Origin of the sequence: Treponema pectinovorum (assembly GCF_900497595.1) — a bacterium.
Taxonomy (GTDB): Bacteria; Spirochaetota; Spirochaetia; order Treponematales; family Treponemataceae; genus Treponema_D; species Treponema_D pectinovorum.
Genome location: NZ_UFQO01000004.1, coordinates 35562 through 60385, shown reverse-complemented (window position 1 = coordinate 60385; position 24824 = coordinate 35562). Strand labels below are relative to the sequence as shown.

At 37.6% G+C, this 24824-nt stretch carries 11 protein-coding genes; 2 read left to right on the top strand and 9 right to left on the bottom strand.

The genetic code is table 11. From position 1 onward, the window contains the following. The 8 genes from FXX65_RS07035 to FXX65_RS07000 all read right to left on the bottom strand — a co-directional run bounded on the left by FXX65_RS07035 (window position 1) and on the right by FXX65_RS07000 (window position 19757). Window positions 1-330, bottom strand: a complete 330-nt coding sequence (locus tag FXX65_RS07035; protein WP_147615679.1) for an STAS domain-containing protein — start codon at window positions 328-330, stop codon at window positions 1-3. A 46-nt stretch (window positions 331-376) separates the two neighbouring features. After that, complete coding sequence (locus FXX65_RS07030; RefSeq protein WP_147615678.1) at window positions 377-2536, bottom strand: PP2C family protein-serine/threonine phosphatase; 2160 nt, start codon at window positions 2534-2536, stop codon at window positions 377-379. A gap of 10 nt (window positions 2537-2546) precedes the next feature. Then, entirely contained in the window at window positions 2547-3953 is a 1407-nt protein-coding gene (locus FXX65_RS07025) for a PP2C family protein-serine/threonine phosphatase (RefSeq protein WP_147613765.1), read from the bottom strand. Window positions 3954-4070: 117 nt separating this feature from the next. Beyond that, window positions 4071-5045, bottom strand: coding sequence for an Hsp33 family molecular chaperone HslO (locus tag FXX65_RS07020; RefSeq protein ID WP_147615677.1), 975 nt, complete (start codon window positions 5043-5045; stop codon window positions 4071-4073). A 256-nt stretch (window positions 5046-5301) separates the two neighbouring features. Next, the gene (locus tag FXX65_RS07015) at window positions 5302-6549 is read right to left on the bottom strand and encodes a type II toxin-antitoxin system HipA family toxin (RefSeq protein ID WP_147615676.1); all 1248 of its coding nucleotides are present in this window, start codon (window positions 6547-6549) and stop codon (window positions 5302-5304) included. 90 nt (window positions 6550-6639) lie between these two features. Continuing rightward, a complete protein-coding gene (locus FXX65_RS07010; RefSeq protein WP_246104350.1) occupies window positions 6640-6975 on the bottom strand; it encodes a helix-turn-helix domain-containing protein in 336 nt (111 codons plus the stop codon). Between the two features lie 345 nt (window positions 6976-7320). Next, window positions 7321-18459: a hypothetical protein gene (locus FXX65_RS07005; protein WP_147615675.1), complete on the bottom strand. Its 11139-nt coding sequence runs from the start codon at window positions 18457-18459 to the stop codon at window positions 7321-7323. 107 nt (window positions 18460-18566) lie between these two features. Next, window positions 18567-19757: a hypothetical protein gene (locus FXX65_RS07000; protein WP_147615674.1), complete on the bottom strand. Its 1191-nt coding sequence runs from the start codon at window positions 19755-19757 to the stop codon at window positions 18567-18569. A 643-nt stretch (window positions 19758-20400) separates the two neighbouring features. Here FXX65_RS07000 and murJ point away from each other — a divergent pair. Both murJ and FXX65_RS06990 read left to right on the top strand, forming a co-directional pair. Further along, complete coding sequence (gene murJ / locus FXX65_RS06995) at window positions 20401-22071, top strand: murein biosynthesis integral membrane protein MurJ (protein ID WP_147615673.1); 1671 nt, start codon at window positions 20401-20403, stop codon at window positions 22069-22071. Window positions 22072-22124: 53 nt separating this feature from the next. After that, entirely contained in the window at window positions 22125-23270 is a 1146-nt protein-coding gene (locus tag FXX65_RS06990; RefSeq protein WP_147615672.1) for a M24 family metallopeptidase, read from the top strand. Between the two features lie 161 nt (window positions 23271-23431). Here FXX65_RS06990 and FXX65_RS06985 read toward each other — a convergent pair whose 3' ends face one another. Then, the gene (locus tag FXX65_RS06985) at window positions 23432-24778 is read right to left on the bottom strand and encodes a DNA recombination protein RmuC (protein WP_147615671.1); all 1347 of its coding nucleotides are present in this window, start codon (window positions 24776-24778) and stop codon (window positions 23432-23434) included. Between the last annotated feature and the right edge of the window lie 46 nt (window positions 24779-24824).

Genomic DNA, 24824 nt, shown 5'->3' with positions numbered 1-24824 from the left:
TTAGTCAGTTACATCTGTTACAGAGTGTATAAAATAAAAAGTATCAGAAAAACCTGTGTCATCTAACGCTTTACGAACAGCTGGTGAAGGGTTCATTATATAAAGCTTATGAGAAAACTCTTGTGCATCGTTAAATCCTGCCATTATAATACCAACTCCTGCCGAATCAATCGCTTCTGTCATAGAAAGATCTAAAACAAGATTTGAACTAACAACAGTTGAATAAATTTTTGTCTTTAGCTCATCCAAAGTATAAGAGTTTATAACACCAGAAACTTCATAAAGGATATAATTTGAACCAAATTTTTCTGTCAGTTTTAAACTATCCATAAATCAAAAATCTCCTACAAAATTAAAAGAAACCAATACAAAAACTCTAAATATTTTCGAGCCGTTTTATAACAAGGATTGAAACGTCATCGTCCAATTCTTTAGAAAGAAAATCTGTCGCTGTCTGATAAATCGAATAAGCCATACTATGTGCAGAAAAAGCAGTGCTTTCTGTAATAGACTTCTGAATTCGCTCTTTGCCGTATTGTTCGCCTCTCAAAGATTTTGAATCTATAAGACCGTCCGTACAAGTTACAACAATATCACCAGGATTAAGCGTTACTTTTTTTACTTTTATGAACTTACCAATATCTTTTACAAATCCAAGAACGCGACCTGCACCCTGAATTTCAATTACGTTGTTATACGATTGGGTGTACAAAAATAATGCTGGAACTCCACAGTTGATATAGTACATTGTGTCATCTGCAAAATCTATGAGACCAAAAACTCCTTCAAAGAAAGTTCCCTTTGGTAGATTAGAGTGAATAAAATTGTTGACCTTTTCTATGAGCAGTTTAAAATCTCTTGTTTCTTCAAGATAAGTACGTATGATAGATTTTGTGATTACCATACCCATTGATGCAGAAATTCCTTTTCCACTCAAATCTCCCAACACAAAAATATGTCGTTTTTCCGAAAGGCGAATTAAGTCGATAAATTCACCTCCAATATTATGCGCGTGTTCCATTATGTAGCCGGTGTCAAATTTCAAATTTTGGATGTGATCCATATTCTCTTGGATGGACGCAATTATCTGATTAGACATCTTAATTTCACGGTTTACAGTTCCAACAATCGCTTGGTTTGCAATGTTTTTTAAGTAATATCCAAATACAAAAAGATATGAATACAATTTAGAAAAAGTATTAAAGTCGTATGTAGCGTAAATGTTACCGCCTGCTTTTTCGCCAAGACACAAAGCACCTATCAAACGTCTACCTTCTGCAAGCAAGATTATAGCTTGCGATGAAGTTTTATTAAAAAGCTCAAGGATTTCTTGTTTTTCGCTTTGGTAAACATGCGAATTTTCAATATCACTTTTTAAAATAATTGTCCTTCCCTGATTTAAAAGGGAATCGATAATTCTATCTTTTAAATCCAAGACGATTCCACTAGGTTCTTCTTCGTATACGGGTTTTAAAAGGTTTTCTGATTCAATTAAAATCGTCATCTTTGAAAGTCCAAGATTATGAACGAATATATTTTTAACGTTGCGTACAATTTCTTCTGGTTCTATCGAATAGTCCAATTTTGAAAGTTGATCTTCAAAAGTTTGAGCATACAAGAACGAGCGGAAATACTGTTTTTTTTCCAAAAACTTTGAAACTTGATAAGAAATCGTTATACAAATTATTATGACAAGTGCAATATAAGTAAAAAATAGTAATTTCGAGTTGAAAAAAACTGGCCACAAAAATGAAAAGAAAAAGCCTATTATAAAAGCTGGTAAAAGATAACTTACAGTAAAGGTTATTATACCTCCAATCACATATTTAAAATCATAAAGCGAATTTTGATTAAAGCTATAAGAAAGTATAACGTGAGTTACACCGAGCCCTGCAAGAATAAGGGTGTCAAACATAGGAACAAGAGCACGTGCCTGCGTTATAACGTAGATACCAAACCAGCCGGCAATTAATGCAATCGTATTCATTATAGCTTTTTGCATATTCAATCTGTCTTCACGATTTTCTGCACGCAAAATCATAATCAAAACTGCTAAAGCAGGAAGTATAAACCTCATAAGAGTTCTATAAAAATCGTACCAGCTTACAGGAAAATAGTTTGTGAGTTTTCCTTTAAAAAGAGGCGTAGAACCAACGCTTAATCCAAGAAATTGAGTTATGTTCAAGTCAGAAATTTTTGTAAAGCAAAACCAAACTGCAAAAAGAATCGCGATCCATTTTATAAACTTAACAACCGAAGAGCGTCTATAAGATGGAAATAAGATACAGTATGTGCAAAACTCAATTTCAAAAATTGAAGAGCATATTAAAGATACTCTAAAAAACATTAATGGAAGTCTGTCTGGGAAAAAAGAATTTACAAGCAAGGTGAGAGCAACAAAAGCAAAGGTTATAGCAAGATATACGCTCATAATTATAAGAGGATTTGCAACTTTTTCCTTGGATTGTCTGTCTACATAAAAGGCAAGTCCTATAGCATAGACTGCCATTACAAGATTAAGAACTACGTAAATCATCTTTTTCTCCCTACCCTTGAATTTTTGCAACAAGCATAGTTAAGTCGTCGTGAAGTTTTGAATCACTATTGTAGCTAAAAACAAGTTTTACAATATCGTCAATGAATTCTGATGGAGATTTTGAAGCACTCTTTTTTATAGTGTTTGTAAAAAGTTCCGTTTCGCCAAGTTCAATCTTGTTTTCATCCATAACTTCAGAAACGCCATCGCTTGCCATCATTATCAAATCTCCAGAAAAGAGTCTCTGCTCGTTAACTTGTATATCTTCAACAGGAATAATCCCTAAAATAGAACAGTTTGATGTGAGTGCTTTAATTCTGTAGCCATCTGGAGAGCGAGTTACTATTATAGGGTCGGACATAGAAGCATTTACATAGCGAATCGTCATCTTTTGAGTATCTATTATACCTAAAAAAAGAACCGTATATTTATCTTGCAGATGCATTTCTTTAATGGATTTATCGATTGCATAAATCATGCTAGGCAAATCTTCTTTATTTTCCTTGATTTTTACGGTGTTCATAACCAACCCCATGACAAGCGCAGCGGCAAGACCTTTACCAGAAACATCTCCCAGCATTACGAGAGTTTTATGCTCATCAATTTTTAGAACAGAATAGTAGTCGCCAGAAACATTTATGAGCGGTCTAAAATACGCTGCAATAGAGAGGCGGTCTGTGTTTGGCATTTTATGTGGCAAAAATGAACGTTGAGTTTCTGCAAGTTGTTCCCATTCGTTAGAAAGTTCAGAAATTTCAGAGAGTGAAGAGATAGTTTGTGAACGCAGTTGGAATCTTTGAAGTTCTTCAAAAAGTTTAGGGAAAATTTCAAAGTCAAACCTTTCTGTATAGCGGCAAAACACATAAAAGTGATGCGAATTGCACGCCATAAAAAAACCTCGTGCAACCTTATGCGTAGAAACAATACCAAAATTTTCGCCAAGGAAAAAAATTCCATCTTCCCATTCTATAGGATAATTTCTTGCAAGCTGATCTATAAATTCTTGGTTGCTAGAAATTCTGTTTGGTGAATTATATAGAACGTAGTTTGTAGCCTTGTTCACATAGATAACAGAACAATCCGCCTTTTCTTCTAGAATTTTTCCAATAAGATTGTAGAAATCTTCAGAAGAATAGCACATCTTCAATTTTTCTGTGAATTCTGTCAAAAATGCGGTACTTCCAGTTCTCATAGCCTTATTTTCAAGATAGATTCGTAACATTTTATAGATAGTACTTGCAGCCAAAATCAAAATACAAAACAAAATCGCAGTTACAATGGTTGGGAACGTACTTTTATAACCAGAGTAGTCATTAATCTTTATCTGTGGAACAAGATAAACAGCGAGCGAAAGGAAAATCAAAGCGACAAAAATATAAATCACAACAAGAAAAATACGTCTTTGAGCTTTAAACATAAAAACCTCGTCAACCTGTCAAAACGACAAGAACATTTTTATAATAAAATATCGGCAAAAAACTTTACATTCATAAGTGGCAACGCCAACCGCAAAATAAAAGTTAAATGCAAAAAATTAAACCAAATCCGACTTCATAATATCATAAGTAGAACCACAGTTGTGGCAGATAATCTTAAGCGGTTCAGAATCGTTTGCTATTATATCCGCAAGTTCCGATTTTGGAAGATTTTTAATTTGCTTTGCATAATATTCTTTGCTGCAAGGACAATCAAAAATTATATCCCGGCTTAAAACTGCACAAGGATTAAATTCCCTAAAAAGACCATAAATAACGTCTTCCATATCGCCGCCTTCGGCAAACCACTTACCAATAGATGGCATTGCAGAAAAAGCATTTTCGACACGTGCCAGAAGTTTTTCTTTTTCCGCATTTTCTTTTTCAATATCGTTTTCAACCTGCTCAGTTTTTAAAGCGGATTTACCGCCAGCCTTTGGCATAACCTGCAAAAACATTCCGCCGGCACCGACAACCCTGCCTTTTTCGTCAAATTGAATGCTAGTATTAAAAGCGGAATGAATCTGCTCGCTTTGAGCAAAATAATAAGTCAAGTCCTGAGCAATATTTTTGTAAACAATAGGAGTAATTCCAACTTGCGGAGTTTTCATGCCTTCGCCCATGCGAGTAACAGTTACAGTTCCCTCACCAAAAAAAGAAGACAAATCCCAGTTTTCAAGAGGTTTTTCAAGCGGAATCGGATTTTGCAAAAGATGACCGCGAACATAACCAGTGCTGTCCGCTTCTACAGAAAAACCAACCGCAGGACCTTGGCACTCGTATCTAAAAGTAAGATGTTCCCGCCCTTTCATAGTGGGAATCATCAATGCAGCGCAAATTTCAGCCTGTCCAAGCACAAGAGTTTCAAGAATACCAAGATGATGATTCGCCCTCATCTGATTAACAAGATGAGTCGCATTAAAAAACGCTCCACGAATAAGACCGTCCGCCATAACAAAAATAGTCATCTCGTCTTTGTGAATTTTATCCAAATGAGAAAGCAATTCTTTATCAGTAATTTCTTCTTTTACCATGCCATTACTATACACAAAAAAAACACTTGAGTCATTTAACCAACCTTAATAGATTTTCAGAATATATATAAAAAAGCAGGGCGTACCCCTTTGCTTACACAAAGGGTCGGGCTTTTCGGGGTTCCGCTAACGCTACATCGTCCTCGTCGCTGTGCGCTCCTGCGGTCGACGGCTGTGCCGCCCCTACAATCCCTTACGCTGTAAGCTCGCAGGAGGGCTTCGGGGCTACAAGTAGAGCTCCTTACGCACAGTCGCACTATATCCTAAAACACCCTTCCATACGCAGAATACTCATCTTTGAAAGATTCAGGTGTTCCGCAATATTTTTCCATTGCCGTATCTCATTTTGAATGTTTGTAGCGATTTTTGCAGCGTCATCTTTTTTTATGCCAAAATATTTTGACGCTTCGATCGCAAGTTCGAAATCAAGAGAATTATTCATTTCATCAATATTTAAAGAAAGTCCAACGCCGTCGGGGTTCGGATTCACATCATACATCGGCGACAATCGCAATCCTTTTCCGTCAAATAAAAAACCGTGATTTCTTAAATGATCATCAGTATTTGTTACGGCAATGCTGAAGACAATTCTCTTCCACAGTTCCGTTAAATCTTCTTTAGGCTTGGAGCCTTGCTGCTGTATGCACTGCGCAATATCAAGATAACTTGTCCCGTCCTGGGCATCGTTTCCGTCAGTTTTTCCAAGAACAGTCATCGCCGAGACAAAATGAATGCGTTTTTTTTCAACGGTGCGATCAAATCGCTTCACAAGGAAGGTACTGCCATTTTTTGAAAAACTTTCGCACTTTGCTTCAGGGACATTTAATCCACAAATAAGAGCAAGTTCATGGGTAACCATTTCCCACGCACCCATATCATATTCATCATGCTTTGAGGGAAACTTTGCTATCCATAAATTGCCATCAAAATCCTGAACAGTTGCCTTCGGACGCGCACCACCCAAAGAAGAACCCGGCTGTAACAATATTTTTAACCATTTTTTTTCATCTTCTAATGATGAATCTTCTTTTTCAAAAATATAAGATGCCTGTTCAAGTTCTCTAATCGAAGTCCAGACAGGAATCGAATCTTTTGAACCTTCCGCTAAAAAAGCAGCATCCAAATCAGTTTTAAATCTCAACGCACCCATTCTGGCTGAATCTTGTATTCCAAGTAAAAAATCGCTTTCAACTAATTTTTTGGGAGTACGCTTTTCTTCCCTTGCCAAAATCGCTTCACGACGAGTCATTAAAAGTCTTCCCCATCTGTCTGGGCAGGAATCGGTAAATATTCCAAATAAGCTTTTATCCTGTGGGGTATATTGACGCCCCTTATAAAACATTAAATCAGGATCCAAAAAAAATCGTTGACTCTTAAGCCATTGAGAATCATACTCAAACGAAAATATTTCCTTTCCCCTAAGCAAATCTGCATTAAGAACACCAATAAGCGCTGGGGTGGAAAAAGATTCCCAATCAGCATAAACAAAAATATTTTTACCCATTTATTTTCCTATAAAAATCAGCGTCTAAGATGAACATCAAAACACTCTCCCAATTTACCGCTTCCCAAGAGCTTTTTCAGAAACAAGATTTCAGTTTCCCTTAGGTGCCCTTTTTCTTGTTACAAGCTGCAAGTCCTGAAGTTTTCGACCCAATTCATCATCCTTAGCAACAAGAAGCATATCTTTTTCAAGACCCAGAGCATTCAGAACGGATATGTATATCCCCATCGCGACAGACGGAAGACCTTTTTCGACATTTACAAGAGTCGCTCGGCTTATTCCCGCTCGTTCCGCAACAAGTTCGCAGGAAAGCCCACGTCTTAAACGCGCCAGCTTAATATTTTCACCAAATTCCGCGAGCACATTCTGAACCGCTGGCAACAAAACAACAGAATTTCTACCCATAACATCAATAATTATATACATTATCACGCATTTTGTACATATTTATAGACATTATAAAATTCAGGGCGTACCCCTTTGCTTACACAAAGGGTCGGGCTTTTCGGGGTTCCGCTTTCGCTACATCGTCCTCGTCACTTGCGCTCCTGCGGTCGACGGCTGTGCCGCCCCTACAATCCCTTACGCACAGTCGCACAAGGATGTGCGACCTATAACCAAATATCGACAGTTTTGAAAAAACTGTCAGTCAACTAAAAACACGGACGTTTTTAGTTGACATCAATCCCTTACGCACAGTCACACATAACAAAAAAACACCCCCATACAGAACTTGCATGAGGGCGATGATTTTATTTTTCTTACTTTTACTTATTCCAATGAAGCGGTTTGTAAACCTTTCTTTGTTCCATAACCAAGCAAAGCGGAGTTATTATTAGAACTATTTTTCTTTATCCCTATACCTATTGTATAATCAAGCGGTACCTGACTGGTAGGAACTGTCATTATTTCCCAGTCTCCTGTAAATTGATCGTTCTTTGCACCGTCCAATTTTGAATAATCTGACGTGTTAAGCCAAGCCACTCTTACAGAAGAACTGGTCTTTGTAAATGCACTCATAAAGTATGAAATATAAGGGATGTATTTCTTTTCAGCCCCGACAGTGTTTTCCAAAACGTCTATAGAGATATTTGAACCTACAGAAAGATACGAATCTACAGTTACGATGTCCGGCTCGGTATCTTTGTAATCGCTAAGGTATGCATACTTTAAATCTCCTGAGGAAGCCCCGTAATAAGCAATGTGTATACCGCCATTTCCGTCTACTATCATATCCACATACCAACCTGCAAAGTCTTCATCAATAGATATCGTGTTTTGTCCCCACTGGTTTGAACTTGTTGTTAGTTTAGGTTCTGTGTTATAGCTAAACAAAAGTCTTTGGTTAGATGCATCGTACCATGCTACAACAGCAGTTCCCGATTCATAACCTGCACCTGTTTTTGTACTTAAACCAACAGCACTGTACTCTCCAGAGCGAGTTGCATTAGTACCACCAAGCGAAGTCGAATTTCCAGTTGGTTCTGTAGGAGAAGATAGAGAAGTTCCCCCCGCTATAACTTGATAGTCCGTTGCTGAACCATAGTTACTACCATTATGATTAATCAACGCCCCTGTAAAATTTGGAGTACTTGAGTTACCACTAACATTTCCATACCTAAAGCGTATCTGGTCGTTTGAACTGTCATAGTAAACAAGGTAAGCATCACCGTTATCTCCTGTTACAATTTTAGGATTTCTTACACGTTGTCCGTTAAAGTCGCTCCCATTATGTGTATTCTCAATAGCTTTTTTCTTTCTACCAGTTGAATAAGCTGAATAAGCTTCCCCTGTTGGTCTTTTCCAACTATAAGAATAACCGTTATAAATATGGACGTCGCCTGGAGAACTTTCTGTATTCCATGCATAAAAATAACTATTTGAATAGTTCCCATTCTGAGATATTTGTTCCCCTCTTCCTCCTGAGTCACCGTTTTGCGATGTACCATAAATCCTACCGTTTTTATCTACAGCAACCGCGGTATCGTACCACTGTGTAAACGAAAAATCAGAAGTAAATTCAACTCCCGTTGCAAGTGTCGGAGAAATATACATCTTATAGGCTCGCGCTCCGCTGTCATAAGCAAAACCAACTGTCTGTGCACTATCTTTGCCAACACGCATTGTAGGATACCTTACACCAGTATCTGTTACAACATTTGTAAACTTCCATACAAAAAGTTTTCTGTTGTCTGTAAGCTTATTATTGTTCAAATTATTGCTTTCGGCATTGTATTCAATCGTCTTTACAGAATACTTGTCATCTTTAAGCTCAAATGTAGGTTCTGCATTCCTATTATTTAGCGCTTCAACACCGTTTGCAGTCAAACTTAAGTCACCAGATTTTGCATTCGCCAATGTAATTGTATTAGGAACAGTTACTCCTCCAACAGAACCATTTGAAAGAGTCGTATTTGCTGACATTCCTTGAATTGTAACTTTCGCAAAATTTGTTCCAAGGTTAAAGCCTTCTATTTGTATTGTTTCTCCCTGTCTTACAGAATAAGCTCCTGTTGCAGAACGATTAAATGCAGATGGCTCAGAAGAATATGCTTTGCTCAACGCTGTCTTTACTCCCGTAATATACGGCACAACGTCAACCTTATAGTAGCCTGTGTTAGTTGTCGACGTGGTCTGCACTGTTCCTGGAATTGAATTATTTGCTGCATAAACTATATTGCTACCAGAAAGGCTCGCCTTTCCTCTGTCGCTTGCTGTAAGTTCAATGCCAACGTTTGTCTGTGCGACTCCAGTTATCTTTTGTGTATTGAAATGGAATTTGAATTCTACAGTATTTGAACCGTCATCTGCGTATTCATCTTTTACCTTTTCAAAATACCAGTCTTTACTTGCAAAACTGTAGTCAGCGTAAGTTTTTATTGGCGCAACGCTGCTGAGCGTCAACATATTTGTAGAAATCAATTCTCCAGCAGCATTTCTTGTTGCGATTGTAAATTCACTTCCGCTGTTGTAATTTGGAATTCTTATTTTGATTTCTTTTACAACAACATTGTCTTTTACGCTTCCCTCAAATGTTACAATTCCAGAAATTTTTGGATCTCTGTCGTTAACTCCTGAACCTCCTTCTGTAAATGATAAAGAAGGTAAATCTGCTTCTAATTCTATATGTCCGTTTTTCTTTGAATTTGCATACAAACTGTTGTCGCTTGCACTTATCCATTTGAACGGTTTTAGAGTGGCTGTTGGAGCGTCTGTATCTTGAACTGCAACTTTTACAGGGATAACTATCTCTGCCTTATTGCTTGTAGAACCTTCGACTGTACCGTCTGTCTTATCCCACAAGTTGAATGTTATTGCTTGGTCACCGTCGTTTATGTTGCCAATAAAGAATCTCTGTGAAATTTCTATTCCAAGAGTGTCTGGTCTTAAAGCGGTTGTATCAGAATCGTAATGCCCTACTCCTGAGTATGAAGAAAAAGCAGTTGTGTTTGTTGTAGTCAATGCTGGATTTGACTTATAAGTATATGTGTAGCCAAGCCCTAAGTTTCCACCAACAACGCGAGGTACAACTCTTAAAGAATCCTTTACAGTAAGGCGTTCTGTCGCTGTAATATTGGCAACAGGCGTATCAAGGTTTCCTTTATAACCATAATAGGTTGTAGTTCCAACAAGAACTGAATATTTGTCGTGATAAGTTTTTATGTATTCGTTTTCTTCAATAGTTCCGTTGCCGTTTACATCTGTTCCATATTTAACTCCGTAAAGTCGAGGTGAATTATTCTTTACGATTGCATCGTATATTTTTTCTGTTGCGTTACCTGCCTTATCGAATGCTACAAAGTGCAGTTTCACATCTCCGTCCAAAATCAGTTTTGAGTCGATAAATGCTTTCCATGTAGCCATTGTTCCACTTTCTATAATGCCTTCTATCATCTGATCGCCGTCATCATTTGTGCTTGGAAGAAGAGGATTTGACCAATCGTAAGCTTTTGTTGTGCCGTTTTCTTGAGTAAAATTGTCTACAACTTGGCACACAGCAAAGTAAGCTTTGACAGTTCCATTTTGCATTGAACCTTTTATAGTAATTTGCCTGTTTGTTGTGTCCACAGTGTTAATTACATACATCGCACCATTTACTTTTACGAGTCCACCCCTACGAATACTTGAATGCAAGGCATTTGTAGTTGTAGCGGTCAAAATATTGTTTCCGGTTACTGTAAACTGGCGCTCTTTAAGCCAATACAATCCGTCGCCGTGGTTTTGTACAGATGTATAGTTCTCAAAATTTGCAGAACTTTCTATGAAGTTTGCAAGACCGGTCGCACCACCTTTACGCATTGGATCGATTACGTATGTGTTGCCGTCCGATCTTGCTCTTGTAAAGTACATTGCAACCCTGCTCAAGCCACTTTGGTTTCCTGTAGCATCGCTTTCTTCGTTTACAATTCCATAGAATCCGTAAGTTCCACCACTATTTTGAATTAGGTTGCTCGAAGTCAATTCTGTTGTTAGTTTTTCTGCCCAAGTTGACTTATTCAAAACCTCTGATGTAGTTGCAGCAAATTGAGGAGCTTTGTTGTCAAAATTCAACGAGATTGCCTGTTTTGTTCCAAGACTTTGAGGAGCACCTTCTGTTGCAGAAATTTCATAAGAGAGAACTCCAAATTTATCGCTTTCTGTAGAACCTACAGGAACATTTAATTCATAGTTAAAGTTCGCGCCTTTCTGATCACCTTTTTTTACATAATTTTTATAAACTAAATCTGTAGTTATTTGACCAATATTATTTACAGGGTCAGTTATTGTAACAAGGTCAACAGGATCTGTGTTTCCAACCTTTAATCTTATGTTTTTAATTCCGCTGTCGTCGGTAACAGAACCTTTAAGATACCATTTACCCTTAATCCACATGTTAGACTCATAGCTTCGGCGAGCAACAATCGGTTTTGTTATGTCGTCGTCCTTATATTGAACAAGTTCAAGCGGAATCGTGCTTCCAATTTGAGGAGCATCTGGATCCATTCTAAACCAAATTGTCTGTGTATCGCTCTTTTTTCCTGTCTTGCTAACTGCAAACACTTTAAGTGCAACCGCTTTAGACGCATTGAGTTCATCGTAAGCATTTAAAGTAATATTCCAACTGGAAACACTTCCGCCAGTTTTTATTGCCTGCTCACTTCCTACCGTTACCCTTGGATATTGGTTATTGTGGCTTCCAGCAGCAGTTGCAAGGTTTGCGCTCCAATTACTTGTAAACGTTGCATTGCTTACACGATAGAGAGTATCTGCTGCAAGAGAGTAAACAGAACCTATCTTAACATAATCTCCGTTTAGCACTTCTATATAGGAACTGTTTTCCAGTTTGTAACGACTGCCTGTATATTTTGTGTAAACAGAGCCGTTCAAATAATAAGTTCCATTCGCAGATTTTTCCCATGTAAGATTTGGATCTGGTTCAATCTGAATATAAACCGCATCTACTTCGCTTTGCTGAATTTCAGAAGAACCTGTAACACGTATTGTTCCTCCAAGTGACGCTCCGACTGCCGCAGGATAAGAGAATGAAACAGTAGGTTTATCGCCGTTTGGAATTGCCCTTATATGAAGAGTTTTTATGTCGGAGATATTTCCTGCTTTATCTTTACCGTAAATGTGAATATAGAGATCTCTTATAGTGTCATTACCTTGTAATACAGATTCTGCTATACCTTCCAAAGTGCAAATCTGCTTGAAAAGCCTTTGTGTATGGGTTTCTGTCGTTGTTGACGCACCATCGTCAAAGACAAGCGTAAAACTTGTAGAAGCATTTGCGAGAGGCTTGTATGTTGCATTTCCCACTGGAGGCTGTGCGGTGGTGTTTGTAAGTGCGTAATACCATTCTGTCAAATCATTAGAATCTACACTTCCACGCACTGTAACATCCGCTGTTGCAAACACTGTTGCTCCATCGCTATGGCTTGTAAAACTTAAAACAGGTTTTGTGTTGTCGATTTCAAAATTGATGTTGTCTTCGCGAGTTGTACCTGCCTGGTCGGTAATTACAAGACGCATCGTTGTAGGACCTGTAAGGGTATTAGGAATCGCTATTTCGCCAAAATCCCATTCATGAGGATTGGAATCGTTTTTGTTTGCATTTTGAACTATAGGATTTGCACCCTCAATAGTTGCAGCATAAGTTTGACTTCCAAGTCTTAATTCTACAGAAGCAACACCATTTTCATCGGAAGCCTTAAGTTTTGCAAGAAGTTTTGCATAGTCTCCACCAAAAGTAAGATCCGTTATGGTAGTTGTGTATGAAGAAGTTGTTCCGTCTGTCTTTTTTGAAGCAAATTCAAGATTTGTGTATCTAGGAGAAGTCGTATCTACTTTTATTGTAAGAATTCCGTCCTTAATCGTTGAAACACCTGCTTTTATGCTCTTAAGCTTAGGTTGAACAAGAGTTGAAGTTTCAAAAACCTTATTTTTGGAATCTTTTACTCTAAAGTAAATTTCATTTTGCCCATCCTGCATATCTTGATTCCAAGAACCGTTTGTAACAGCAATATTCTGATATGTTCCACCAGAGCCGTTTTTGAACTCAAGCGAAGTTATTCCGTCATCGTCAAATATTGAACCGTATGCATTTTTAATTCCCTTGAGCCAAACTGTAGTTTCAGAAAGGTCGAGATTAGAGAATGTTATTACTGGGCGGTCAGAATCTTGATTTATATAAACCTTCATTGTGGTGGATGAGCCAACGTTTCCAGCTTCATCTTTTGCGAATGCTTTTAGGTAGAGATTTTTCGTGTCATCCAAGGTCGTCGTGTTTATAGAAGAAGTCCAGCTTGTAGTTCCATTTACGGTAGAAGTTGTTGTTATTGAAGTCCAGTCTGTAGGTTCGCTGTTTCCAACAAAATATTTGAGAGAAACACTTTGAACTTTATAGCCATCGATTGCTGTTCCAGAAAGGTTTAAAATTCCGTTTACGTCTATATTTGAAGTTGAATCTCCGTTTTCTTGAGTCCATGCGTCCGTAACAGGATTAACATGTACAGTTGGAGCGGAATCATCAAGTACAAAACTGAATGTTGCCGACTGGCTGACATTTCCAACTTTGTCTTCAAGAGAGAATTTTACAGTTCCTGTTTTTTGATATGTCGTAGAAGCGTTATTCGCAGGAATCGTAATTTTAAATGTGTTATCCGACACACTTAAAACTGTCGCTGTAATTTTATCAAAATCGTTTGTGCCATATTTGTAGTAAACAGTTTTCATTCCAGAATATGTGCCAGTGCCTGAGTTATCGTTATCTTGAGCTTTTACTACAAAAGTTTTATCAAATTTTCCATTTATTGTGACAGAACCTGTAATCTCTGTCTCGGCAGAATAGTTTGTGCTGTCATTAACATAATTATATACAATGCAGTCATCAGGCACTTCTGTGTCTACATATACAAAAATATTTTGTGCTGCATCTTTTGTGCGCTCATTACCTGCTTTATCCTTTACAACGAGATGAATGCAATTCTTTCCTTGACCTATGGTAGTTAAAGTGCCTTCCCACCAAACATTGCCGCCACTTGTTTTTCTAGTAAGGTCTTGCAAACCAGAGTAATCTGTTCCACCGTCCTCTATAAATTTTGCTTTTACTTCTTCAATTTCTGAACCTAAATCAGGCACCTGTTGAACGAATTTTATTTTTAAAGAATCCTTTTTAACCCAATCTTTTCCACTTATTTGGATAGGAGGATTTGAACTATCTATAGAAACAATACCATTAGGAGCCAAAGTGTCCACAAGGACCGTTCGCGTTTGAGTTGCAGTTTTTCCTGCATTGTCGGTTGCTGTAACTTCAATTGTATATGTACCGTCTGGTAAATTGTTTGTAGAGCCAACAGTTAGAGTTTTACCAGTAGAGAAGAAAGTAGTCGCGTCTAAAGTTTCTGTATCAGTTGCCCAAGTGTTTGGTTTTGGAGTTACTTTTACAGATACATTGCTAATTCCATTTGCATCGCTTGTAGTTCCCTTTACAACGATATTCTGGTTTGTCGTAGAAGGAATGTCTTGGAGTGTGAGCGTTGGAGATTTTTTGTCTACCCAAAATATGCGTTTTTTTACAGAAGTTGCTCCAGTTCTATCTTTTGCATAAAGGTACAAATGCCACTTTCCTTCATGGATTTTTTGAGCTTGAGGTGTTATTCCTTCTATCAAATCTTTTTCAATACCGAATGAAGAGCCTGCAACTGTCTGCCAGTCTGTTCCTGTTTGTGCTGAACTTTCAATCGCAGTATCCGAAGTCAATTCAGTCTGCGAAATCCTATATTTGAATGTATCAACACCAGAACCCGAATCGTTTACAGAACCACGGAAGGTGTATTTTGACGAAGAAAGAGAAGTTTCGCCGATTAAATCTGTGTCAGGATTTGTAATGCTCAAAACTGGCTTTGCAGTATCGCAGAAAATTGAATATGTAAGTGTTGTAGTTCTTCCTGCATTATCTGTTGCAACTACAGAAATATTTACAAGAGCGTTTTCTACTCTGTTTATTGTGTGAGACCAACTTCTATCGCCATTTATATCAGGGGCACCAGGAGTTACACTATTGCCATTTACGGTAAGAGTTGGAGTGCCATTAGAGTCGTTTACTTTTCCGCTTATTGTAAAATTTCCAGATGCTGTATTAAAGTATTTTACAGTTCCTGCCGTAAGCGCGTGTGTTCCGTCGAGCTTTACTTCTGTAATTGCAGGAGCTGCCTGGTCGACAGTAAATTCTCGTTTTACAAAAGAAGATTGGTTTCCAGCACCGTCCTCGCTTTTTATATAAAGCCAATATTTACCTTCATATAAAGTAGTACCCGATGGAGTTCCTGTGCCAGTTTGTAAAGTTGCGTTTATGTTCCATGTTCCATTGCTTGCAGTTTGAGAATTCCAAGTAGTAGGAGTTGTATCGGTCGTCATAAAAGCGTAATAGAGTTTTTTAATTCCAGAAGAAGTTTCTCCGGATGGGGCAGATGCATCGTTTGCCTTACCGCTAAATATGAACGATGCTCCAGTAATAGAGTTGTTTCCTATTGCACCAACTGCAGGAGATTCAATTAGAGGAGATTCTGGTACGGTATTATCTACATTGTAGTCAACTTCTTTTGTAGTAACTCCACTTGAATTGTCTGTTACTTTAACTTTTATCTTCCTATCAAGAGGACTTGTTATAGGAGTTACATCTATTAGTTTAATATTGCCATTTTCTATTATAGGAGAACTTTCATGCCAATTTGGTGTTCCATCGTTTTGTAAAATTACAATAGTAAATGGAGCTTCTCCAGCCATTTTAACTTCGAGCTTAACTTTTTCTCCCTTATTTATATTTATATAGTCTGTTTTATTAGTAACAGTTACATCTGGTGCAAGTCCTGTCATCTGAATAACAAAACTCTGACTGCTAGGAACATCATTCAAGTCCTTAACAGTAATTGTAACCTTAAAATAACCACTAAAGCTCGGCATTGCATGACTTACAATTGTTTCTACAGGTGAACCTAAGTTTGTAAGAATTTCCGTCTTTACATCTGTAGGAACTGAAGACTGATCTGGATCGACTTGACTATTTTCATAATTTAAGTCGTATGTGAGTTTTTGTACGTTAAATTCAACTTGTTTTATTCCGTCGTCATCTTTTACCTTTGCATATATAGCACTTCCTGCTGAAAGTTTATTCGTATGCGCTCCAAAAATTCCATCCTTAATTTGTTTTGGTTGTTGTGCTTCCGCCGTCCAAGCATTTGGAATATTCGATTCTGCTGTTGGTTTATCTGTATTTTGGCAAACAAAGTAATTAAGGTTTGTTTTTTTCTCGTTGCCAGCAGAGTCTTCTGCAATAAAAGAAATCGTGATGTTTTTATTGTCTTGGATTCTTCCATCGCTTGTGTCGAATTCAAAATTGAAATTTGTTCCAATAGTTCCGCCAAGACCAACGATTGTATTGTCATCTTGAATAACAATCCATTTGACAGTTTTAATCTTTGTAAGAGAATCCTGCACCATTCCTCTAAAACGAATTTTACCGTTTATGAAGGGGCGCTTAAATGTTCCATCTCCATTTATGTTGTCATTTGCGGCAGTTTTATCTGCAACATTTGCAAATTCGTAATTTTCGATTAAAGGAGAAATGTTTGTAAAGTCTATTTCTGGCTCGTGTAAATCATAGAATACAGTTTTTGTAACTGTTGCAGCCTTATCGCCAATACTTGCAGAAATATCGATAGAATAATCTTTTTCATTTGACTGGTCGAACGCAGTACTTGGAACTGTTGCTGTAAATGTATACTTTTGTTTTCCGTTTTCTGTAGTTCCCTCTGCGCTAGTAAATGTTTTTTGCCAAACAGGAGTTGTTGAATCGCCCACAAAAATTTTTACGGTAGGCAAACCTTCGCTTGCTGTTGTGTAACCTGCTATATCAAAACCTTGCCCTGCCTTTAAGTACGAAGTTACGTCTGTAGGAGAAGTGATTTTTAACTCTGGTGCGCGTCCAGAAGATTCAAGATAAAAACCATAGCCTGTACTTGCGGAAGCGATTATTTCGTTTCCATTTGCATCTTCGCCTTCAACCCCAAAGCGATACATTCCGCCGACCCTTAAGGTGTAGGAAGGGTCAGTTGGAGTTGAATTTTCTATGTTTAAATTGATAAAAAGTTTGTGTGTGGAGCCTGATTTTTGAGCAGCTTTTACGACATTCGGATATATTTTTTTCGCTCCCGACAAAATGTTTCCCTGTGCATTGCATTCAATTACATAAACTTTGAGCGGTTTTGCTGTTGTATCTAAAACAGAAGTTCCATCGAGACCTGGAGTTACTTCTATAGTTACATCACTACCATTTGTAATGCGATAGCCTTGATTTTCGTCTGCAATATTCAAATTTTCAGAGCGGAGCGCATCTTTGCCGTTTACAGAGAATTTTGGATTGTTTTCTGGATTGAGCGAAAAACTTCCAACACCTATGGTTCTGTTCGATAAAGCCGCTTTTACATTTGCCATAATTTCTTCAGCAGAATCAGAATGAAGCTGTCTGTCGCTTTCAGAAAGTTTAAAGGTGCCGTTCATCATCTCGTAGAGACGAGCAATGTTATATTTAGAAAGGATGTCCTGCAAATTGTCGTACAGATAATAGATAGATGTTTTGTTTCCTATTGTATCTTCTGCATTTTGATTTTTTCCTATTTCGTCTGGATATTTTTGGGCACTGTCGTAGGCGTCAATTTTGCAGTAAAGTTTCTTTTCGCCATTTTTTTCTGTACTACCGTAAATTGCAGTGTAAGCATCGCTTCCAAAGGTTGCAACATCCAATTTTATGTTTAGAGGAACGTTGTTCAAAGTAACTGTTTTAAGATGATTTATACAATTTTGGTCATCGTAAATGCGAATATCGATATGATCTATATTACTTGAATCTGCGCCCTGTCCTTCAAGGGTAAAAGTTTGTCCGTAAGAATCGGCATTTGCATCATCAAATCTTGTTCCTGGTCTTTGCAAGACGATTACTGGAGGAGTATTATCTACTGTAAAAGTCTTTGTAACCTTTGTTTCTCGCCCTGCTTTGTCGAACACAGAAACAGTTGCCTTGTATTCGCCATCTTTTATCGTTTTTGTAGAGTCAAGCGGATTGATTTTGCATGCCCATGTTTTTTGTTCAACCGTGGAGTTTCCTGTAAATTCGCCTGTAAAACTGTATGTTAAAGAAGAATCAGAAGTTGAACGCAAAAGAACTTCTACCCTACCGAGTTGACCGTCGTCAGTCCAAGTGCCAAATAAAGCAAAAGCACCCCTTATTACAGCACTGTCCTTTGGACTAGAAATTTCAACTTTTGGCGGATTTATATCTATAGTAGAACCAAGTCCAACCTCACAAGAAAATGTCATCAACGCAAATATTAAAAAAGTTAATCCCCCAAAAAAACTAGAAAACTTTTTCATATAACGCCTCCAAAAAAATAAAAGCATATTCAAGTTTGTATCCCAAATAAAATAGTAAAATCCATAAACTATGGAAAACTAAAGGTACAATTTTTTATTCACTTTTTTTAATAAAAATTTTTAAAATAAGACCTAAGGTCTTTGCAAAAAGATTTGCCACGTTTTTCGTCCAGCTCAAAAGCGGCAACCAAAGGCTCACAAAGAGGCCCTGCAGAACAAGACGCTGCAAGAAATCTTACATCGTCCGCCTGTTTATCGTAACTTGCAGCAAAAGCAGATGCTAAAGCGAGCATAGTCGTGTCCGAAATGTTGTTTTGTACATCAATTCCTGAAAAAGCAAAAACTGTCTGCCAAGCAATTTTTTTATCCGATGTACAAAATATTTGAATCGCAGGGGCTATAAGTCCGTGATTTAAATTTGTATGAAGAACTGGCATTCTATCCATAGAAAATCCTTGTCCTAAAACAGAACCTAAAGTGCGAAAATTCAATAACGAAGTAAAGGCGATTGCAAACCTCGAATCCAAAGTGTAATTTTTTAATTCTTCTGGCATTGCTCCAAGCCAAGCCGAATGAAGATAGCCCTTCCTTTCAAAATCCAAAATTATATCAAAGGCGTCCTTTACAGTTTTTCCAGAAGAAAGTTCAATCTTTAAAAAATCTTCCATATTTTTGTAATTTTTTAGAGAATCAACAAAAGTCAAATAAGAGTCGCTGCCAAACACGCCTTCTATAACCGCACCAACAAATGCCAAAAGATTTGAGTCGCTTCCGCCTGGCACAAAAAGCGGAATTTCTGCATAAGTTTTTACTTTTTTTAGATAAGATTCAAATTCGCTAAAACCTGTAGCATATTGAATACCTGCCGCTTGCCGAACCTTGTCGTAATAGAAAATCCCGTAATGATCTAAAAGAATTGGATACGAATTCCTTTTGCCGTTTAAAAAGTTTTCTGGCACAGTTTGTAAAATTGAATCTGGAATCTCTTTTGCAAAATTGCCAACTTCTTCTGCTGCATTCCCATTATAAGAAAAAACTATATCCGATTTTTTTACAGACTTTTTTAAACTGGTTAAATCGCCTTTAAAAGTTTTAAAAACAGGTTTTCTTTTTGATAATTGCGAAACTTGAGCGGTTAAAGAATTCTGAACAGGCTCTGGAATGTCGATAAATAAAACTTTGAGCCTAGTTTTGCTGTTCCAAATAGCAAAAAAAATTACAAGGCAAACAAGTAAAACCGCAAGCACAGAGAATGTAGAGATTTTCTTAAAGTTAAAATTCTTATAAATAAGGCTCATACAATTCCAAAAACAGCTGTTTTCTCCTATTATAACAAAATGTATAAACTTTTCCACTTACAGTATCGGCAGAACTAAAGTTTATCTTGAGTTAATTCTTAAAAGTCAAGAAAAACAAGCATTATATCCTTTTTGCAAAAGATTGAAAAAGTTTTTTTGCATATTTTGGAGATTTAAAAGCTCGAAAATACACCATAAAGAATTTAATTTAAATTATAAAAAAAACAAAAAAATACCTTTAATAATGCATAATTGTTTGTTTTAACTTTTCCGCACTTGGTGCGACGATGCGGCAGGGTCTACTTGTAGCCCCGTTACTCGCCTGCGAGCTTACAGCGGCAGGGATTGTCGTTTCAAAAAAACTTCCGTATTTTTTTGAAACGGACAGTTTTCTTAGGAAAACTGTCAACATTGATTGTAGGTACACATCCGTGTGTACAGCCGTCGACCGCAGGAGCAAAGCGACGAGGACGATGAGCGTTAGCGAACCACGCAAAGCCCGTTTTTTGCACAACGCAAGTGCAGCAAAAAGCCGCCCATAAAAATAAAAATCGACTTTACGACTTTATGACTTCTTAAAGTGCAAGATTTCTTAATTGCCAATTTAATTGCAAACGAGTTGATAAAAATATATTCTTACAAAATGGAAAATTTTGAACGCAATAGCGCACAACAAAAAACATCGAAAAAAACTTCACTGCTCGCTTCTGGACTTTCGCTTTCGTTTTTTACGCTGTGCTCACGGATTTTAGGGCTTGTACGCGAAATGACTAAAGCCGCTTTTTTGGGAACTTCGAGATTTGCCGATGCTTTTGGCGTTGCGTTTATGATTCCAAACCTTTTGCGCAGACTTTTCGCAGAAAATTCAATTTCGGTCGCCTTTATTCCAACTTTTCGCGCCTACCTTGAACAAAATAATCTGGAAGGCGAAAATTCTGTTAGTTCAACAAAGGAATTTTTGAACGCGACTTTAACTTTGATAAGTTTTTTTACAACCTGCACTGTTATTTTGGGAATCGCGCTCTCGCCTTTTATTGTGCCTTTATTTTTGGACAGCGAAGATTCGTTTTTGTTAAAAGAAGCGACTCTTTTAACGCGAATAATGTTTCCGTATCTTTTTGTAATTTCGATTGCGGCTTTTTTCCAGGGAATTTTAAATGGGGTAAAGATTTTTAGCCCCTCGGGGTTTACTCCTGTGCTTTTTAATTCTGTGGTAATCGCCTGCACATATATTTTGACTCCAATATTGACCAAGGACATTTCCAATACGCAGGAAAAAGCACAAATGGCAGCAAGGGCAATGGCTATTGGCGTTATGAGCGGTGGTTTTATTCAGGCGATTTTTCAACTTCCGTTTGTAATAAAAACTGGCTGGGTTTGCCATTTTACAACGCTAAAAAAAGCATTTAAAAATCCGGGAACAAAAAAAGTTTTAAAACTGATAGGACCAACGGTCGTTGGAATGGCGGCTTACCAGTTGAACGATGTTGTTTCGACCGCACTGGCTGGCAAGGCTGGAGTTGGAATAGTTTCTTCTCTGCAATATTCGCTGAGGTTGCAGGAACTGATTCTGGGAATTTTTGCGGTTTCGATAGGAACTGTTATTCTTCCGGATTTGAGCGCACTTGCAAATTCTAAAAAATGGCAGGAATTTAACCTGTTACTTTCAAAAGCGATAAAGATAATCGCTTTGATTTCTATTCCTGTAACCTTGTATTCTTTGGTCTGCGGAAAAGAGATAATCTCGATTGTCTATAAATCCAAAAGTTTTGACGATAATTCCGTTCGCCTTACGATGAATGCATTTAAATTCCACATTGCAGGTCTTTTTTTTATAGCGATGAACAGAGTTGTTTCGCCAGCATTCTACGCACAAGGAAACACAAAATCGCCGGCCTTGGCTGGAATTTTAGGGCTGGTCATAAATATGATTTTTGCACTTGCCCTTATAAAAGCGATGAGTGGCGGAGGAATCGCACTTGCACTGAGCCTTGGAAGCCTTGCAAATTCAATTCTGCTTTTTATCTTTCTTAAAAAAAATAGCGATATTGATGTGAAATCTGTTGTGCGCGGAACAGTTTTGTATTCTCTAAAAATTTTAGTATATTCTTTTGTGGCAAGCATTCCTGTTTTATTTTTAAGGCGCTTAATTCTTCCTTTTTTTGAAAATTTTGGAAGGTTGCTTTCTTTTGGAGGAGTTTTAGTGATAACAGCTTCGTGTTTTGGGCTTTGTTTTATTTTGATACTTGCGCTTACAAAAGATAAAATGCTGGACGCACTATTAAAGATGATAAAGAAAAAATTAAAACGCTAAACTTAAAACGCATAAGTTTGACTGTTATGAACGGTATTTAATGGAGGAATAAGATGAAAAAATATACAGAATCACAGATAAAATCTTTTTATAAAGCAAGGCGCGAAAAACTTTTTGATTATATGAAAAAAAATAAAATCACAGCGGCAGTTTTTGAAGATTGCGAAGAAAGGAGGGATAGCTCAGTAAGATATTTTACAGGGCATCCTTCGGACGCACTCTGGATTTGCGATTGCAACGGCAAAAATGCACTTATTCCTTGGGATGAAAATCTTGCAGAAAAACAAGCTGTTGATGTAAAGATAATTCCGTACAACAAATACGAAAGAAAAAACGTGGAATGCGTAAGGGAAGTTTTAAAATCTTTTAAAATTGCAGAACCACGCCTAAAAGTTGAACTTTCGCCTCTAACGCCGTATCCGCAATTTTTAAAATATGTAGACGCCCTTGCTGGCTGGGATGTTCTATGCAGAGAAAATTCAGTTCACGATTTTGTAAAAGAACTGCGTGCAATAAAAGATGAATACGAAATTGAATGCACAAAAGAAGCGGCTAGGGTTGGAGATTTAATAATAGATAAAATTGAACAAAAATTAAGGGAAGATTCTATAAAAACAGAAGCCGAGGTTGCCCTGCTTATAGAAACAGAACTGCGCTTAAATGGCTGCGAAAAAACTGGCTTTGAAACCTTAGCAGCAGGACCTTCGAGGAGCTTTGCGATACACGCCTTCCCTAACTACACTGGTACAGCGTGGCCAGGAGACGGACTTTCGATTCTTGATTTTGGAGTTGTGTTTGAAGGTTATACGAGCGACACAACGCTTACAGTCGTAAAAAACGCAACAAAAGAACAAAAAAAACTCGTAGAACTTGTAAAAACCGCCGCAGAAAAAGCCCTGCCCTATTATAAAGCAGACGAAAAGATAAAAATGGCGGCTATTGTTGCAGACGATGTATTTAAAAAAGCAAAAAAAGTGATGCCACACACTCTGGGGCACGGAATAGGACTTTATATACACGAGTTTCCAAGGGTGAGCGCAAAGCAGAGCGATGATTTAGTTTTTAAACCAGGAATGATAGTAACCTTAGAACCTGGCCTTTACGAAAACGAGGTTGGTGGAGTTCGCCTAGAAAACGATATATTGATAACAGAAACAGGAAACGAAGTAATTTCGCACTCAAGGATAATAGAACTGTAAATTGGGAAAATAAAAAACTAGAGCAGGCGTTGCGGGCGGCGTTTGAGCCCGCAGAAGGGGTAGCGGACAAGACCACAGGAGCAAAGCGACGAGGACTTGGTAGCGAGGGGAAGGCTTTCCCCTCCTTTTTCTCGCATTTCTAATCCTAGCGCAATCGTTTACTATTCGCTGTCATATTCAAGAAGATTATCGGAAGCGGTTTCTGGCAGGGTTTCCACTTTTTCAAGTTTTTTTTCGATAACTCTTGTTCTGGTTTCTGCTTTTTCAATTTCTGTCGTTGCGGATTCCAATTTTTTCTTTGTTGCTGCAAGCACATCGCCAAATTTGCCGAATTCTGTCTTTACCGAACCTAACAGTTCCCAAACTTTTGAAGTTTCTTTTTCGATAGCCAAAGTTCTAAATCCCATCTGCAAACTGTTCAAGAAAGCGTTTAGAGTTGTAGGACCCGCAACCGAAACTTTAAAATCATCCTGCAATTCCTGAAACAACCCAGGAATCCTTGTAACTTCTGAATAAAGTCCCTCAAACGGCAAGAACATAAGTCCAAAATTTGTTGTAAAGGGTTCTTGAATGTACTTTTCTTTTATATCTTTTGCAAAATCGCGAATATCTTTTATTAAAGCCTTCCTCTGAGAATCTATCTCTGCTTTATCGCCCGCCTCATACGCAAGCGTAAGCTTGTCCCAAACTGTAGCAGGGTATTTTGAATCGATAGGAAGATAGATAAATTCCCTTTCTGTGTTTTTTGATGGAAGTTTTACCGCAAATTCTACAACGCTGCGAGCATTGTTCGGATTTGGATGCGCGTTTTTTTCAAACTGGTCTGGAGAAAGGCAATCGTTCAAAAGCGCTTCGAGTTGAACTTCGCCCATTCCTCCTGCACTTTTTACATTTGTAAGCGCCCTTTTTAAACCACCAACATCGCTTGCAAGGGTTTGCATTTCGCCAAGCCCTTTTTGAACTGCTTCGAGTTGTTTACTCACGAGCTCAAAAGATGAATTAAGACGTTTTTCTAGAGTGCTTTGCAGTTTTTCGTCAACGGTGAGCCGCATTTGTTCAAGTTTTTTTTCGTTGCTATCCTGCATTTCTTTTAGGCTTGACTGCACGGTTTGCTTTTGATTGTTCAAGGCATCTTGAGTCGATTTTGAAAGTGAATCGAAACTTGTCGTTATCGTTCCCATAAATTTTGTTATGCTAAAAGTCAAAGTGTCGGTAGAAGTTTTGGTAAGGTTGTCGAGTTTTGCATTTATCGAATTTTGAAAATTCATCAGCGTTTCTTGGCTTTCTCTTCTTGAATTGCGCTCGCTTTCTGATGTTTCTTTGCGGTTTCGTTCAAATTCATCTTTAAGATTGCGCTCGTAAACTTCGAGTTTTTTTTCGTAATCGACAAGTTTGTCATTTAGCACATTCTGATTTGAACCTTTAAATTTTAATAAAAGAACGATTTGAAAAACGATTCCAATAATTGCAAGTGCAAGCAAAACCGATAAAACGATATTTAAAGACACTTTTATCTCCTTTTTTTGATTTTTTATGATGCTTTATAAAAGCGTA